The organism is Jeotgalibacillus sp. 10bf12, assembly GCF_055597105.1.
Window position 1 is genome coordinate 1981885 of record NZ_CP200276.1, and the last position, 16639, is coordinate 1998523.

A 16639-nucleotide genomic window follows, 5' to 3' on the forward strand; every position below is an offset into this window, starting at 1 on the left:
CGAACGTTCGAGCCTCCTCAGGCAGAAAAACACTGCCTACCGGGGTCTCTCTCGATCGTTTTTCTGCAGGAGTCTTCGGAATGATCCGGCACTTTTATGATTATTATCATTCAGATATTTCTTTGTTCCTTGTCATACATATCCTCAAGAAACAGATAGCCTTTTGATTTTTTAAGTGGGACTCTGTATTCATAGCAGTAGTCTTCTAAACGGTGGAAGAGGTCTTTGTCGTTATATCTATAGAGTTTTGGGGAGCGGCCTTTATAAGTTTTGATGATTGCGGCTTTTGCTGACCAATTCTCATGTGTGAACTGTATCTGACTGACGTCTGAATGGTTCAGTGTTCTGGTGCGGATGCGCCATCTCAACAGATATGTACTGTGAATCAGTTTGCTGCTCTGGATTGAAAAGGTATAGTAGGTAAACAAAAGTAGAAAATAATATAGAAAGATACCCATAAACAAAAAGCGCCAAAAAAGTTCGTCCCATGAGAAATAAAGAAAAATACCCATGAAGAACATAAAGAGTAATGCTAGGGAGCGGGGTTCTTTTGCTTTAAATATTTTTGGGTTTTCCTGAATGTCTGCGGCTTCTGATACATTATTGCTGTACATAACGGCCTCCTGCGAATCAGTCATACTTCAATTCTAACATAACTGGAAACTGGTGGAATGAAAAAAAGAAGGCATCTCAGCCTTCTTTTTTGTCGCTTTGTATAGGCGTGTAGTTCTTAGCACGGAACTGATCCTTCAGCAATTGGATGCTTAGGATCAGGCACAGCATACCAGTCAGCCAGATCAGCCCTGCAACGCCAAGCAGAAAATGAATTTCATCTGATACATTTTCAACTGTAGGGTCATTGAAACCACCGCTAAGACCCATAAAGAAAACAATGTAGGCAATCATCGTCAGGCCAAGGTGGGCAGCCAGCCATAAAAAAGCGGTTTTCATACGCGGAGCGCGTCGGATTGAATAAAGTACAAAAATAATTGCGGCAATCACGGCTGCAACGAATCCCCATTCGATGATGAGCAGGAATGTGCTGTTTAATTCTTCAGTCAGCATGAGCGGGCTCCTTATCATGAATTGTTTTAGATATATCTATTATTCATGATTTTTGCCTGAAATGCCACTATGGAGAGGGCGATTTTATGACAAAAGTTGAACCCCCTGCATGCATGTTACGTGTTTGCAGGGGGCTCAAGTACTACACACCGTGTGTGTCCTCTAATGTATTTAATTCTGCTGAGTACTTCATAAAAGCGTCTTGATCTTTGTTGTCTAACGCTTCATTAATAGCTGTTACAAGCTGTTCCTTGCGATGACGGACAAGAATTTCATTTAATACCATGTCCACGTAAATCTCCATCATCGTCATTTCACTGGATTGTTTCTGAGGGACGGTTGACTCATTCATAAACTCTGCGAACGATTTGTTGTTTTCCATCTTCATCACCTCTGCTACTTTTTTTCATTATAGAGAATATCCGTGAGAATATCAACAGAAAGTTTTAAATTTTTAGATAATATGAATTTCAGGCCGGATTTATGACAGGATGTCCATTACGTCACGAACATATTTGGAAAAAATTATGTATACTTCTGAGTGGCATTTGGTATATGATAATCCCATAAAAATATAAAGGAGTGATAAAATGGAATTTTTGACAGCCCAGGAAACATACACTGTCAGTGCAAGTACGATGATTTTAGAACCAAGGATTGAAGGTGGCGGCTTAACAGGAACGATCATTCATGAAAAAGGAAGATCACCTTTTTCAGTAGATATGAAGCCAATGGAGATTATGGAGCACTCGTGTTTGTATTACTTTTCATCCTACGAAGGGCGTAAAACCTCATCAAGATTCCTCACAAGCTTCAGTCATAAGCCTCCCATCGTTGTTGATCCAATATCAGATATTTATTTCTTCTCAACGCATTCCGACTCCAATAAAAAAAATTATTGGATTGCGCTCAATCACGTTGTCAGTATGGAAAAAAATGATGACCTAAGTAACGAAACGACGCTTACCTTGTCAGGGGACAGAACGATCACACTTCCGATCTCAAGGCGCGCAACGCATCTGCAGTATTTGAAAGCCTCGGTGCTCTCCTTAAAGCTGCATCAAAATATCAATGAAATCCGTGAAAAGTCAGAAGACACCTACAAGTCAAGGCTGAACAAGAAGCGCTTCGGGTTTGCTGAATACCTCGACAGAATTGAACACGCAGATCATGACCGGATCAATCCTGATGACGGTGGCGACATTGACTTCAACCGCCCGATCAGATAATACCTCATCAGGTTCTCAACGTGATTTCTAAGCCGTGGATTAAAATAATTATGCTGTTCTTCATAGCCCTGATACACAAAAAGATACATGGTAAAAGCTTCATCAGATTTTAATTTCACAACTTTCATGTCGTGATCTCTCATATACTTTTTCAAAGTCGCAAGCTCACGCTGAACGGCAATCATCGTTTCTTCGATTAATTCAATATAAGGTCTCGGGAGCTTTACACCACTCTTTTCAATCACAATCTGATCTCGTTCAAGGATCTTCAGTACCATTGGCAGGTAAAAAGCATTCTCCAGCCGGTCCCGATCCTCACCTGGAATCTGTGTCATTGAAATCTCCTCCTGTATTACGAACGTGTGTTCTATATTATTTTACACAGATTTTCTAAAGTTACAACTGTTATTTGTTTGCATTATTCACAAATAAATCTGATAATAGAACAAGCGGTTTATCTCGAAAGCCGAAATATCTGTTTTACCGGAGGAGATTTCATGACACAAAAGCGTAAAATCACAGCAGAAGATCTGTATAAAATCGAATCACTGACTGATCCGAGATGGTCACCGGACGGCAAACAAATTTTATTTGTCAAAACTCATATCAATAAAGAACATACATATGCATCAAACTTAATTTTATATGATCAGGAAAGTGAAGAACTGAACCAGTGGACGTACGGGGACAATAGAGTATCCTCTCCAAGGTGGTCACCGGACGGCAAAAAAGTGGTATTTGTCTCAAACCGCTCCGGCAAAAATCAGCTCTACGTTTTACCTGTGAGCGGCGGAGAAGCGAGACAGGTAACTGATATCGAAAACGGCGCAGGGAATCCGGTCTGGTCACCGTGCAGCGGAAAACTTGCTTTTACAGTGTCCCTTGAACTGGAAGATGTATTAAATGAAGAAAAGAAAAAAGAAGATGAAGACAAAAAGCTGAAGCCATTTGTCACAGACTCAATGAAATATAAAGCAGATGGTGCGGGCCTGCTTGATGATAAGAAGCAGCAGATCGCCATCATTGATCTGAAAACAGAAGAACTGCGCCAGCTGACAAAAGGGAAAGACAGCTATTCACTATTTGCATGGTCACCTGACGGAAAGCAGCTTGCATATGCGACAGATGCTGATGCGGAGGATAAAGACTTTTCATTTAACAATGAGCTATATCTTTATAACCTTCAAGATGACAGTAAAGCGCATATTAAAACGGCTGAGGGCTACGTCGGATTTGCTGCGTGGTCTCCTGAAGGCGATCAGCTGGCATTTACCGCTTCAGGCAGAACCTATGAAAATGCTACGCACAGTGAACTCTGGGTATGGAACCAGTCATCCGGTCGTGCTGAGTGTTTGACTGAAGGAATTGATGCACCGGTCGGAGATTTTGCCATTGGTGATATTCAACAGGGAGCAAGTGTACAGGGTGCTGTCTGGGCTGATAATAACAGCCTTTATTTCGTTATAACAGACCAGGGCAACGTAAACCTGTATTACGCTTCAACAGAAGGGGAAATATACCCGGCTTACGAAGGTAACCATCACGTATACGGACTTGACGTACACGGCGAGTCACAAAAAATAGCTGCTGCGATTAGTACAGTGGAAAATCCGGGAGATCTCCATGTGATTCATGTTCCGACAGGAGAAGCGAAACAGGTGACGCATGTGAATCAGCAGCTGCTTGAAGAGGTTGAAGTAGTAGCGCCTGTAGCCGTCTCATATGAAAGCACAGACGGCTATACAGTTCACGGCTGGTTCATGAAGCCGTCAGGATATAAAGATGGGGAAGAGGCACCGTTGATATTAAATATTCATGGCGGACCTCATGCCATGTATGCCAACACGTTTTTCCATGAAATGCAGCTGCTTGCATCTGAGGGTTATGCCGTACTCTATACAAACCCGCGCGGAAGCCACGGCTACGGTCAGACCTTTGTTAATGCAGTCAGAGGCGATTACGGCGGAGGAGACTACCGTGACCTGATGGCAGCAGTGGACGGGGCACTTGAGCAGTTTGACTTTATCGATCGTGACCGTCTTGGTGTAACAGGCGGAAGCTACGGCGGATTTATGACAAACTGGATCACAGGCCATACAGACCGATTTAAAGCAGCAGTCACACAGCGCTGCATCAGTAACTGGATCAGCTTCTATGGTGTCAGTGATATCGGCTACTACTTCAGTGAGTGGCAAATCCAGGCAGACCTTGGAGATATTGATACACTATGGAAGCACTCACCGCTTGCGTATGCCGACCAGATCAAAACACCGCTATTAATCATGCACAGTGAAAACGACTACCGCTGCCCAATCGAACAGGCAGAACAGCTTTACATTGCACTGAAAAGAAAAGAGAAAAAGACACGCCTTGTCAGATTCCCTGAATCAGACCATAACCTCTCAAGAACAGGGAAGCCTGAACTCAGACTTGAAAGACTGAATCACCTGACAGGCTGGATGAATGAGTATATTTAAATAATTAACAACAATAAAAATGACCTGCAAATCGTATGCTGTTTTGTAGGTCTCTTTTTATTGATATATTGTTTTCCAATGGTTTTATAAGCATATTGGTAATATAATTTGTATTTAGAATTGTAAAGGAACAATAGCCATTGTGAACCTACAATTGGGTGTACATTTTGTATGACAATTTACACTACAATTATTTGCTATTTATTAGCCTTTTCAACTAACTCACTCGTTTGTTGAAGAGTTAAAAAGGAATTTCCCCTATAAAAAATGGAACAAAAACCCCAACTGTAGATGCAACCACAATTACCCAAAATGTTTTTGAGGTTAACCTTTCCTTCCATAATCGCCTTTCTTTTAACACAAAGGAAAATATGATTGTATATAACCCAAAAAGCATAAAAGAGAAACCAAACCACACAACCCAAACATTGCCTATAAATCTTATTTCAGCACCTTCATAAACATTTTTTAGAACATTATCAGTTATTAAAAACCCAACCACTAAGAATAGAATAATTTCAATTATAGTAACTAAATACATTTTCCGTATAGCCATCTCTCCATTTCCCCTCCATAAATAACAAAATAAACTCATAATTATTTTCTGTTCAATTTAACGCAAATATTTCCATTGCCGTACAAATTTATATTAATAAACCTATTACAAAAAGCAACTCGAATTGAGGTGCTTTTTTCATTCAATTTAATACACAATTTTATTGCGATTTCACAAAAAGTACTCGTCAACAAAACCGGTTAACAGATTTGTCTGGATTTTCATTTTAGCTTTGTTAAAAATCATTGTTGTTTCTGCACAGCTGATGATTGCAGCGTAAGGGGGCGGCTCGCAGGAAGGGACGTGTGAGGCTTATGGCGAAGCCTGCGGGCTTACCGCCCGGCCGCGGAAAGCGTCCCCCTGAAGCGGAAATCAACAGCCAACTTTAACAAAGCCTTATTTTTGAGTTGTCATAGTTTGTACAAAACAAAATAAGGGAAAAATATAGCCGTAATAGGCGGTTTTTTCCGGATTATGCTATACTGATAAAAAATAGCCGTCAGTCTATAGATCAGAGGAGCGTTTGAATGACGTTGGAAACTCTAGAAGCATGGTTTACACTTGAAAATCTCCGTGAATTAATTGCAGAGTATCGGGCATTCGGACCGCTGATCGGCTTCCTGCTGCCAGTGATCGAAGCATTTTTACCATTCCTGCCGCTCGTTGCTTTTGTTGTGGCAAATGCGAATGCATACGGTGTGCTATTCGGTATACTGCTCTCATGGGCAGGCGCTTCAGTAGGCGCATTAATGGTCTTTTGGCTGCTCAGACGCTTTGGCCATCTGAGGCTGTTTTACTTCTTAAGTAATCAAAAGCAGATCAGAAGGCTGACAACCTGGGTGGAACAGCATGGATTCGGTCCATTGTTTCTGCTCCTGTGTTTTCCTTTCACACCGTCAGCGCTGGTTAACGTGGTAGCTGGATTATCACGTATCAGCTTCATGCAGTACATGCTGGCTGTTGTAACAGGAAAACTCGTCATGATTTCTACGATTTCATTTATCGGTGCAGATATCGTTTCACTGATTCGCGAGCCGATCAAAACAGCGATCGTGCTTGGCGTGATTGTTGTGTTATGGCTGGTAGGAAAAAGAGTAGAGAAAATGATCAATAAAAAAATGGAACGTGACATATTGATGCACGAGCGTCATAGAAAGTCTGCCGGGAATGAAAGGTTGGAGAATAGATGGAATCGTGGAAAAAGGAAAGCTTCGAATGGCTCAAAGCATTAGCAGTAGGAGTCGTCATTGTACTTGTAGTCCGCATTTTTCTTTTTTCAAATTATGTTGTAGAAGGTGTATCCATGCAGCCGACACTGCAGGATGGCAACAAGCTGGTCATTAATAAAATCGGTTATCAGATCGGGGAATTCGACAGATTTGATGTGATCGTTTTTCATGCAAGTGAAACAGAAGATTATGTAAAAAGAGTGATCGGGCTTCCTGGAGATGAAATCTCTTATGAAGACGATCAGTTATATATTAACGGAGAATATTATGAAGAGCCGTACCTTGAGGAATTCCGTACAGGGGAAGGCCGTCTGACAGGTGATTTCACCCTCGAAGAATTAACAGGTGAATCAGAGGTGCCTGAAGGTCAGCTGTTTGTACTTGGAGATAACCGTCAGGAAAGTCTCGACAGCCGTATCTTCGGCTTCATCGACCAGGACTCAGTCGTCGGCAAAGTCAACCTCAGATACTGGCCGCTGAACGAACTTGATGTAAGATTCTACGAGTAATTAAAAGAGTAGATTAAGTAATAAAGAAACCTCAGGTGAACGTAGCGTAAGGCGGCGATTCCGGGACGATAAGTTGGAAGCTGAGACCCCGCAAGGCGAATCCTGAGGAGGCTCAGCAACAACCGTCCGGAAAGCGCCCGCCTGAAGCGCAGTGAACCGGTTATAAGGCCGGACTTTACACAACCAAGTGTAAAGTCCGGCCTCTTTTCATTTCCCCATCACTTTTCATTAACCGCCAGTTGTAAGATAATAGCTATATGCAAATGACAAAGGAGGCACAATCATGCCGCTTGTGATCAAAACAGGACGTTCCGGAACCGGTAAAACAGATCGAATCATGAGTGAAATCACCGAAAAGGTCAAAAAAGATCCGTCAGGTGATCCGATTCTCCTGATTGTACCTGAACAAATGACCTTCCAGTCAGAATACCGCCTTGCGGTTGAAACCGGTGGGATGGTCAGGGTACAGGTGCTCAGCTTTACGCGGCTGGCCTGGAGAATTCTTCAGGAGACAGGAGGAGCTGCACGAATACATATTAATCATACAGGCGCCAGTATGCTTGTCAGAAAGCTGATCAATGAACAGAAGGATCAGATGGTCATGTTTGGCCGTGCTGCAGGGAAACATGGCTTTGTCGGTCACGTTGAAAAAATGCTGACAGAGTTCAGAAGGTACTGCATTCAGCCTGAGGATCTGCTTGAGAAAACAGCTGAAATGAGTGAAACTGCACCAAAAGCACTCCTCGATAAGCTGAAGGATATTGAACGGATTTACGCAGGATTTGATGAGCAGCTGAAAGACAAATACATAGATTCAGAGGATTATTTAAGACTACTTGCTGAAAAAATAAAAGATTCGGATCTGCTCAGCCGCACCGATATTTATCTCGATGGCTTCCACAGCTTTACACCACAGGAATATCTGGTGATTGAAAAGCTGTTCGCTCAGTCGAAATCAATGACAGCAGCTGTAACAGCCGATCTGCATTCTCCCGACCCGCTTCTGTTCAGACAGACAACGGATACAGTCAACAGATTAAAGGAAATCGCAGCAGCAGCCGGGGAAAAAGCAGATGTGATCCAGTCAGAAGAGAACGCTAAATATAAAGGAAAAGGTCTGTCACATTTAGAGCAGACATTTGAAAAGTACGGTTCTGCTTACGAAGGGCAGGCTGATATGACGATTATAGAAGCAGCGAACAGAAGAGCTGAAGCTGAAGCGGTTGCGCGCGAGATCAGAAAGCTTGCGAGAAACGAGGGCTACCGTTATAAGGACATTGCCGTACTGATCCGCAATGGTGATGCGTATCATGAAATCATTGAGCCGGTATTTAAAGATTATGAAATTCCTTATTTTATAGATAAAAAAAGAACGATGCTTAACCACCCGCTGATTGAATTTATCCGCTCTGCAATTGAAACCGTGACAAAGCACTGGCGTTATGAAGCAGTCTTCAGAGCAGTAAAAACAGAGCTTCTGTTCCCGGCAGCAGCTGATCATGAGCTGCTGCGCGGTCAGATGGACAGACTTGAGAACTATGTGCTGGCCCAGGGAATTCACGGTGACCGCTGGGAAAATGAGTTTTATTATAAGCAGTTCAGGGGGCTTGATTTTGTCAGGGTACCCCAAAATGATGAGGAAAAGCTGATTCAGGATGACCTGAATGCAGCAAGGGAAATGATTACAGCACCACTTAACCGGTTTGAAGATCGCCTGAAAACATCAGAAACCGTTCATGATTATTGTGAGGCTGTGTTTATTCTGCTTGAAGAGCTTGAAGTGCCACTCAAGCTTGAAGAAATGGCACAATCAGCTGAGGAAAAAGGTGACGTGGAAGCTGCAAGAGAGCACGATCAGGCATGGGATGCAGTTGTAGAACTGCTTGATCAGTTTGTTGAAATCACCGGAGTGGATAAAATGCCGCTCCAGGAGTTCAGTGAAATTCTCGACTCCGGAATGGAAACACTTGAATTTTCACTTGTACCCCCTTCGATTGACCAGGTCATTATTGCTGACCTTGAGCTTTCAAGACTGCCTGCTGTTCGTGCGTCATTTGTGCTTGGTGTGAATGACGGTGTGATGCCCGCGAGAATGCAGGATGATGGGATATTAGCTGAAGATGACCGGATCTTTATGGAGCGTGCGGGTATGCAGCTTGCACCTGGTACAAGGGAAAAGCTGCAGGATGAGGATTTTGTTGCTTACCGTGCGTTTACATCTCCTTCAGACAAGCTTTATATTTCTTATCCGCTTGCAGATGAAGAAGGGAAATCACTGATTGTTTCGCCTTATATTAAAAAAGTTGCAGGCATTTTACCGGAGCACCGTTTGATGTTAGCTGTGAACGATCCGCTCGAAGTGCCGGGGGATCAGCAGCTTGATTATATCTGTCATCCGCTTCCGACAGCGTCATTCATGACGTCACAGCTTCAGCAGCTGAGAAAAGATTATCCTGTTGAAGACATCTGGCGTGATGTGTATAACTTTTACGTCACAGATCCTTTCTGGAAGCAGGAAAGTAAGCGGATATTATCCGGACTGTTTTTTGAAAATGTGGCAAATCCGCTCTCTAGAGATACAGCAGAGAGTATGTATGGCAGTTCATTGATGACCAGTGTATCGCGTATTGAACGGATGAACAGCTGTGCGTTCCAGCACTTTTCAAGTCATGGGCTGAGACTGCATGAGCGGAGTATTTTCAGACTGGATGCGCCGAATATTGGTGAGCTGTTCCATGCAGCCCTCAGATGGATTTCTGAAGAGTTGCTGCAAAAGGGGATCAGCTGGAAGAGTCTGAACAAAAAGCAGTGTGCAGAGCTAGCGTATCAGGCAGTCAGCCAAATCGGTCCGCAGCTGCAATATGATATTTTAAACAGCTCAAATAAATACCGCTATATTGCGAAAAAACTGCAGGCGGTCATTCGTCAGGCTTCCTATATTTTAAGTGAACATGCAAGAGCAGGGGATTTTGAACCGCTGAGAGTGGAGCTTGGATTTGGTCCTGGTCAGGAGTTACCGCCGCATAGGATTCTCTTAAGTGACGGGGATACGATGTCATTGCAGGGGAGAATTGACCGTGTGGATCAGGCGAGAAGTGACGGCAAGGTTTATTTGAGGGTCATCGATTACAAATCAAGCGTCAGAGACCTTGATTTTACCGAAATGTATTATGGTCTTTCGCTTCAGATGATGACGTATCTTGATGTGGCAATGTCAAATGCACCAAAGCTGGTTCAGACTGAAGCGGAACCTGCCGGGGTGCTGTATTTTCATCTGCATAATCCGGTTGTCAAAACGAAAAAGCCGATGAGTAACGATGAAATGCAGGAAGAGATGCTCAAAAAATATAAGATGAAGGGTCTTGTTCTGGGTGATCAGGAAGTCGTCAGGCTGATGGATATGACGCTTGAAGAAGGAAACTCTTCTATTATATCTGCCGGACTGAAAAAAGACGGAACGCTCCGTTCGAATTCAAAAACGGCAAGCAGAGACCAGTTTGATCAAATGAGAACCCATACACGTTCCATGTTCCGATCGGCAGGTGACAGAATTAAAGCGGGGGACGTTTCGATTGATCCTTACGAATATAAAAAAAGAACGCCCTGTCAGTTCTGTGCATACCGTTCTGTATGCCAGTTCGACCCGGCGCTCGAAAAGAATAAATATCGTTCACTGAAGGCTAAAAAGGCTGAGGACTTAATCCGGGAAGGAGGGGACAGCGAATGATACCAGAAAAACCTTTACACGTTACCTGGACCGACGAGCAGTGGCGTGCCATTTTTGAAAAAGGCAGTGATATTCTAGTCGCTGCCGCTGCCGGATCGGGAAAAACAGCAGTGCTTGTAGAAAGGCTGATTCAAAAAGTACTTGATACCGATCACCCGACTGACATTGATGAACTGCTGGTTGTGACATTTACCAACGCATCAGCTGCTGAAATGAAGCACCGAGTCGGAGAAGCGCTTGAAAAAGCACTCGCTGAAGATCCTGAATCGAGACACTTGAGAAAACAGCTGACGCTGATAAATAAAGCTGCAATTTCAACTCTTCACTCATTTTGTCTGGAGGTTATCAGGAAATACTACTACATGATCGATATTGATCCGGGTTTCAGAATTGCCGATGCTACGGAAGCTGAGCTTCTAAAGGATGAAGTGGTTGAAGAGATCCTTGAGCAGGAGTACGGCATAGAAGATAATCATTCTTTTGTTGAACTCGTGGAGGCAGTGACAAACGACAGAAGTGATGATGCGCTTCATCAGATGATCAGAAAGCTTCATACGTTTTCGCGCTCACATGCAGATCCGGACACCTGGCTGGATGGAATTGTCTCGCTGCATGAGACCGAACAAGTTCAGATTGATGACCATCCACTTGCGAACTATGTACTGTTTCACGTTCAGCTTGAAGCTGAAGGTGCAATTGAACTGATTAACCTTGCACTTGATGCTGCGCGGAAGCCGGGCGGACCTTTTCCGAGAGCAGTGAACTTTGAAGATGACCTCAGACAGCTAAACGAGATTCGCCATGCTGCCGGATGGAAAGAAGCAGAATCGGCTGTCTCCGACTTTTCAATGGGGAGACTGAAGCCGTGTAAAGGCGATGACTTTGATGAAGAGCTTGTAGAGCAGGCAAAAAAGTGGCGTGATCAGGCGAAGAAAATGATCAATGATTTGAAGGACGGATTTTTCGTCAGAAGCCCTGAGCAGCTGCTTGAGGATATGAATGAGATGACTGACAGACTCTCAACACTTGTAGACCTTGTGAGAAAGTTTGAGAAAGCATTTAAAGCTGCCAAAGAAGAGCGCGGACTTGTAGACTTTAATGACCTGGAGCATTTCTGTCTGGAAATTCTCCGTGATCCTGACACAGGTGAACCTTCACAGGCGGCCTATCACTACCGGAATCAATTCAAAGAGGTGCTGGTTGATGAATACCAGGATACCAATATGGTACAGGAGACGATTTTGCAACTTGTAAAATCCGGTGGTGAAAAAGATGGTAATCTCTTTATGGTTGGAGATGTAAAACAGTCCATTTACCGTTTCAGGCTGGCAGAACCGAATTTATTTTTAGGGAAGTACCGGACATTCCAGCAGGATGGAAGCGGTCAGAAGATCGATCTTGCTAAAAACTTCAGAAGCCGTCCGGAAGTGCTTGACGGAGTTAACTTTATTTTCCGTCAGATTATGGGTGAAATGGTCGGAGAGATTGACTACGACAAGGATGCAGAACTGATTCCAGGCGCGCCTTATCCTACAGACCTTACAGTACCGGTCAGATTTGCAGTCATTGACCAGGCTGATGAGGATGCGCCTCAGGAAGAGATGTCTGAAGATGTGATGGATGAACTGGAGCTTGAGCGGTCAACACTTGAAGCGCGCTATATGATTAAAGAAATCCGCACGATGATTGATGGCGGCAGACAGATCTATGATGTGAAAAAGAAGCTGTACCGACCGCTTGAATACAGGGATATTGTTATTTTGACAAGGTCCATGACATGGACACCTGATATGATGGATGAATTCAGACAGGCGGGAATTCCGCTTTATGCAGATCTTTCAACCGGTTACTTTGATGCGACGGAGGTTGCGATTATGATCTCCTTGTTAAAAGTCATAGATAATCCGATTCAGGATATCCCGCTCGCATCTGTTCTCAGGTCTCCAATTGTCAGATGTACAGAAGAGCAGCTGGCAAAGATTCGAAAAGCGGATCCGAAAGGCACATTCTGGGACGCTCTTCAGGCTTATATCTCCTCAACTGATGATGATACAGAGCTGAAGGAAAAGTGTTCGTGGTTTTTGATATCACTCAGAAACTGGCGCGCATATGCAAGAACAGGTGCCGTGTCAGATCTTGTCTGGCAGCTGTTCAGAGATACACAGTTTTATGACTTTGTCGGGGGACTACCGGGTGGTAAGCAGCGTCAGGCAAACTTAAGAGCACTGTATGACCGGGCGAGGCAGTATGAATCCACCTCATTCCGCGGGTTGTTCAGATTCCTTAGATTTGTCGAGCGGATGAGAGACAGAGGCGACGATCTTGGGGCTGCGAGAGCACTTAGCGAACAGGAAGATGTCGTGCGCCTGATGACGATTCATAAAAGTAAAGGGCTTGAGTTTCCTGTGGTCTTCATTTCAGGAATGGCAAGGCAATTCAATGAAATGGACTTAAGAGGCAGCTATCTGCTGGATAAAGATTTTGGTCTGGCGCTTTCATATGTAGATATTGAGAACAGAATCAGCAGTACAACACTCCCACAGATGGCTTTCAAAGAAAAGAAGCGGCTTGAGAACCTTGCTGAAGAGATGCGTGTACTTTATGTAGCAATGACGCGTGCGAAAGAAGAGCTGATCCTGATTGCGACAGTTCCGGATGCAGAAAAGCTAAAAGAAAAGTGGTCACTGTCAGGTTCGTACAAGTCCTGGCTGCTGCCTGACTTTACAAGAAAAGGCGCAAGGTCTTATGCAGACTGGGTGGGACCTGCACTTGCCAGGCATCCGCACGCAATTCATTCCGTTTCACCGGGTACAATTGAAGACCCGTCAGTATGGGATATGCAGCAGCATCATAAGCATCTTTTCAGTGAAGAACAACGCAAAGAGGAGTCTGCTGCAGAGTGGCTTACGCATGTCAGAAACCATGATCCGGTTCCGGGTGAGAGTGAGCATCATGAAGATATTCTGCATCGCCTGAAATGGCATTATCCATATGAGGAAGCTGCAATGGTCAGATCAAAGCAGTCGGTTTCTACTATTAAACGTCAGCATGAAACGCTTGATGAAAACAGTGCAGATACAATTATAAAGCCCACAAAGAAACTTTACGGCCGCCCGGCATTTCTTCAGCAGGAGAAAATGACGGCAGCTGAAAAAGGGACAATCATGCACACTGTCATGCAGCAGGTACCGCTGAGTAAAGTGCCTGAACACGAAGAGATTAAATCACTCGTTGCAAGCCTAATTGTGCGGGAAATTTTAACGGAAGAACAGGCAGAAACTGTGAGAGTCAGCCATGTTGCTGCATTCTTTCAGTCAAGCCTTGGAAAAAGGATGATTCATGCAAAAAAAATCAGGCGTGAAGTGCCGTTTACGTATGCTGCAACACCTGCAGAAGCAGGGATTCAGCTGAATGTGGATGACCCGGTATTAATCCAGGGTATTGCAGACTGTCTGTTTGAAGATGATGAGGGTCTTGTCCTGCTTGATTATAAAACAGATTATGTTGACCGGTCAGACCCTGATGTGCGTTCTATGCTTGCAGAGCGCTACAGACTGCAGCTGTCGCTTTATCAGCAGGCGCTTGAAAAAAGCTTAAACAGAAAAATTGATGAAGTGTATTTATACTTCTTCAATGCTGATTTAACAATCAAACTAGAAGAGAACTGATCTGAAAGAGGGTCAGGCGGAGGGATATGCTTTGAGTTTACAGCCAATTGATTCACAGCAAAGAATGCATAACCTTGATGTTATCAGGGGTTTTTCACTGCTTGGGATTTTTATTGTGAATATGATTTCATTTCATTCACCATTTTATTATTACGATCCATACTCATGGTGGGGGGATTCTATTAACAGACCTACCTACTGGTGGATCGATGTGTTCGTCCAGGCAAGCTTTTACCCGATATTTGCGATGATGTTTGGAGCAGGGCTTGCCATTCAATTTATGAGAGCTTCTGAAAAAGACACGAACTTCACTTCATTTGCAATGAAAAGGCTGATTATTCTGCTTGGTATTGGAATGATTCATGCATTTTTAGTCTGGTCAGGAGACATTCTGATCACCTATGCAGTAACCGGGTTTATCCTGATCTGGATGCTGAAATTGAGCGGGAAAATGTTGCTGATACTGGGGTTCGTTGTATATCTTTTACCGCAGGGTTTACTCACGGGAATAATGTTTTTAGCTGCGATGGTGGACCCGACTTCTATCACGTATTTCAGTTCCGTGCAGGGTATTGAATCATCAGTCGCCAACTACGGGAACGGAACATTTACACAAATCTTCAGCCAGCGTCTTGATGACTGGCAGTATGCAAACAGCCCTGAAGGATTTGTGTCAATTATCATTGTAATTCTGCCGCTTATGATGATTGGGGCAGGTGCAGCCAAACTGAGATTGTTCGAGCGCGCGTCTGAAAAGAAAGTGATGCTCGGGATTTTAACGGTTCTTTTCTTAGGCGCGGGGCTCACATTGAAAACTGCTCCTTACTGGGGCGAGCAAAACCTGGCATATGTCTTTATGCAGGACTACGTAGGCGGACCGCTTGTGGGAATGGGGTATATAACCCTTTTATTACTTGTAATGACAGCATCCATATCAGTGAAACTGCTTCAGCCACTGGCGAAAACAGGCCGTATGGCGCTGACAACCTATTTGACACAGTCCGTCATTGGAACGCTGATTTTCTATAATTATGGATTCGGACTTTACGGGGAAGTCACGCTCGCGACCGGAACACTGATCGCACTAGGGGTATTTGTCATGCAGGTGATCTTCGCAGAACTCTGGTTATCGAAATTCAATCAGGGACCTGTTGAAAGATTATGGAGAAAACTGTCGTATTCCAGAAAATAAAACTGTTAGAATAGCAGAAAAAATGTATAATAGAAGGACAATTCAGATTTTAAGGAGTGTACATTCAATGAAATTTCTATCTTTCCGTTTTGAAGACAAACTACTTTACGGTGTCAAAGTAAAGCGAGAGGAAGCAGCATGGAACATTGTCAGAATCCACAAAGAGCTGATTCCAAATGAAAGCGTACCTGCAACACTGCTAGAAGGTATTCAAAGCGGAATGGAATTACAGGAGACGGTAAGAAAATGCATTCGTGCCGCTGAAGAAAGTGATCACGTCTCACGCTATAAAGTGAAGTTTGATGACCTGGTATGGGAAGCACCGGTACCGCGTACTCCTAAAAACGTAATGTGCATCGGAAAAAATTATCGTGACCACGTACTTGAGATGGGTTCTGAAAAAGATCTTCCGAAAGAACTGGTTGTCTTTACGAAAGCATCAACTTCAATCACTGGTGATAATGCGCTTGTTCCTTCATACGAAGAACTGACTGACCAGCTTGATTACGAAGGTGAGCTTGCGATTGTTATTGGAAAAAGAGGAAAGAACATTCCTGAAAAACAGGCGATTGATTACGTATTCGGCTATACGATCGTGAATGATATTACAGCAAGAGACCTGCAAAGCAGACACAAGCAATTTTTCATCGGTAAAAGCCTGGATGAAACGTGCCCAATGGGTCCATTCCTTGTATCAAAGGATGAAATCCCGCACCCTCACAAGCTGAGCATTGTAACAAAAGTTAACGACGAAATCAGACAGGATGGCAACACTGCTGATATGATCTTTTCAATCGAAGAAATCATTTCAACCCTGTCAAAAGGCATGACACTCGAGCCGGGTGACGTCATCGCAACCGGTACACCAGCCGGGGTAGGAAAAGGCTTCAACCCGCCGAAATTCCTTAAAAAAGGCGATAAGATCAAAGTCTCTGTTCAAGGGATCGGAACGCTGACGAATGAGATTGGTGAATAAATAAATTATTA

13 protein-coding genes are annotated in these 16639 nt (G+C 43.7%); 8 read left to right on the top strand and 5 right to left on the bottom strand.

Going from position 1 to position 16639, the window contains the following annotated elements; genetic code table 11:
• Positions 1-110: 110 nt before the first annotated feature.
• The 3 genes from DH10bf12_RS10365 to DH10bf12_RS10375 all read right to left on the bottom strand — a co-directional run bounded on the left by DH10bf12_RS10365 (position 111) and on the right by DH10bf12_RS10375 (position 1447).
• Entirely contained in the window at positions 111-614 is a 504-nt protein-coding gene (locus DH10bf12_RS10365; protein ID WP_471735228.1) for a hypothetical protein, read from the bottom strand.
• A gap of 76 nt (positions 615-690) precedes the next feature.
• Positions 691-1065, bottom strand: coding sequence for a hypothetical protein (locus DH10bf12_RS10370; protein WP_404408624.1), 375 nt, complete (start codon positions 1063-1065; stop codon positions 691-693).
• Positions 1066-1207: 142 nt separating this feature from the next.
• Entirely contained in the window at positions 1208-1447 is a 240-nt protein-coding gene (locus DH10bf12_RS10375) for an IDEAL domain-containing protein (RefSeq protein ID WP_039808385.1), read from the bottom strand.
• A gap of 208 nt (positions 1448-1655) precedes the next feature.
• Between DH10bf12_RS10375 and DH10bf12_RS10380 the strand changes: the two genes are divergently transcribed.
• A complete protein-coding gene (locus DH10bf12_RS10380) occupies positions 1656-2294 on the top strand; it encodes a competence protein ComK (protein WP_471735229.1) in 639 nt (212 codons plus the stop codon).
• Here DH10bf12_RS10380 and DH10bf12_RS10385 read toward each other — a convergent pair.
• Positions 2234-2629, bottom strand: coding sequence for a YhjD family protein (locus DH10bf12_RS10385; protein WP_471735230.1), 396 nt, complete (start codon positions 2627-2629; stop codon positions 2234-2236). The genes DH10bf12_RS10380 and DH10bf12_RS10385 overlap by 61 nt on opposite strands.
• 162 nt (positions 2630-2791) lie before the next feature.
• On the opposite strand from DH10bf12_RS10385, the gene DH10bf12_RS10390 reads away from it, so the two are divergent.
• On the top strand, positions 2792-4771 hold the full coding sequence (locus DH10bf12_RS10390; protein WP_471735231.1) for a S9 family peptidase: 1980 nt from the start codon (positions 2792-2794) through the stop codon (positions 4769-4771).
• 241 nt (positions 4772-5012) lie between these two features.
• Here DH10bf12_RS10390 and DH10bf12_RS10395 read toward each other — a convergent pair whose 3' ends face one another.
• Positions 5013-5327 (bottom strand): hypothetical protein, encoded by a 315-nt coding sequence (locus DH10bf12_RS10395; protein WP_471735232.1) that lies wholly within the window; start codon positions 5325-5327, stop codon positions 5013-5015.
• Positions 5328-5854: 527 nt separating this feature from the next.
• On the opposite strand from DH10bf12_RS10395, the gene DH10bf12_RS10400 reads away from it, so the two are divergent.
• From DH10bf12_RS10400 to DH10bf12_RS10425, 6 genes are all read left to right on the top strand, one after another.
• Positions 5855-6559 carry a TVP38/TMEM64 family protein gene (locus DH10bf12_RS10400; protein WP_471735233.1) on the top strand — a complete coding sequence of 235 codons (705 nt, stop codon included), beginning with the start codon at positions 5855-5857 and terminating at the stop codon, positions 6557-6559.
• Complete coding sequence (gene lepB, locus DH10bf12_RS10405; protein ID WP_404408634.1) at positions 6514-7065, top strand: signal peptidase I; 552 nt, start codon at positions 6514-6516, stop codon at positions 7063-7065. Before DH10bf12_RS10400 ends, lepB begins: the two co-directional genes overlap by 46 nt.
• A gap of 283 nt (positions 7066-7348) precedes the next feature.
• On the top strand, positions 7349-10792 hold the full coding sequence (addB, locus tag DH10bf12_RS10410; protein ID WP_471735234.1) for a helicase-exonuclease AddAB subunit AddB: 3444 nt from the start codon (positions 7349-7351) through the stop codon (positions 10790-10792).
• Positions 10789-14460 (top strand): helicase-exonuclease AddAB subunit AddA, encoded by a 3672-nt coding sequence (addA, locus tag DH10bf12_RS10415; protein WP_471735235.1) that lies wholly within the window; start codon positions 10789-10791, stop codon positions 14458-14460. Before addB ends, addA begins: the two co-directional genes overlap by 4 nt.
• A 31-nt stretch (positions 14461-14491) precedes the next feature.
• A complete protein-coding gene (locus tag DH10bf12_RS10420) occupies positions 14492-15652 on the top strand; it encodes a DUF418 domain-containing protein (RefSeq protein WP_471735236.1) in 1161 nt (386 codons plus the stop codon).
• Positions 15653-15719: 67 nt separating this feature from the next.
• Complete coding sequence (locus DH10bf12_RS10425; protein ID WP_471735237.1) at positions 15720-16628, top strand: fumarylacetoacetate hydrolase family protein; 909 nt, start codon at positions 15720-15722, stop codon at positions 16626-16628.
• The last annotated feature ends 11 nt before the right edge of the window (positions 16629-16639 follow it).

Coding starts and splice junctions, on each gene's coding strand:
- DH10bf12_RS10365 (WP_471735228.1), bottom strand. CDS start 614: ATGTACAGCAATAATGTATCAGAAGCCGCAGACATTCAGGAAAACCCA.
- DH10bf12_RS10370 (WP_404408624.1), bottom strand. CDS start 1,065: ATGCTGACTGAAGAATTAAACAGCACATTCCTGCTCATCATCGAATGG.
- DH10bf12_RS10375 (WP_039808385.1), bottom strand. CDS start 1,447: ATGGAAAACAACAAATCGTTCGCAGAGTTTATGAATGAGTCAACCGTC.
- DH10bf12_RS10380 (WP_471735229.1), top strand. CDS start 1,656: ATGGAATTTTTGACAGCCCAGGAAACATACACTGTCAGTGCAAGTACG.
- DH10bf12_RS10385 (WP_471735230.1), bottom strand. CDS start 2,629: ATGACACAGATTCCAGGTGAGGATCGGGACCGGCTGGAGAATGCTTTT.
- DH10bf12_RS10390 (WP_471735231.1), top strand. CDS start 2,792: ATGACACAAAAGCGTAAAATCACAGCAGAAGATCTGTATAAAATCGAA.
- DH10bf12_RS10395 (WP_471735232.1), bottom strand. CDS start 5,327: ATGGCTATACGGAAAATGTATTTAGTTACTATAATTGAAATTATTCTA.
- DH10bf12_RS10400 (WP_471735233.1), top strand. CDS start 5,855: ATGACGTTGGAAACTCTAGAAGCATGGTTTACACTTGAAAATCTCCGT.
- lepB (WP_404408634.1), top strand. CDS start 6,514: ATGGAATCGTGGAAAAAGGAAAGCTTCGAATGGCTCAAAGCATTAGCA.
- addB (WP_471735234.1), top strand. CDS start 7,349: ATGCCGCTTGTGATCAAAACAGGACGTTCCGGAACCGGTAAAACAGAT.
- addA (WP_471735235.1), top strand. CDS start 10,789: ATGATACCAGAAAAACCTTTACACGTTACCTGGACCGACGAGCAGTGG.
- DH10bf12_RS10425 (WP_471735237.1), top strand. CDS start 15,720: ATGAAATTTCTATCTTTCCGTTTTGAAGACAAACTACTTTACGGTGTC.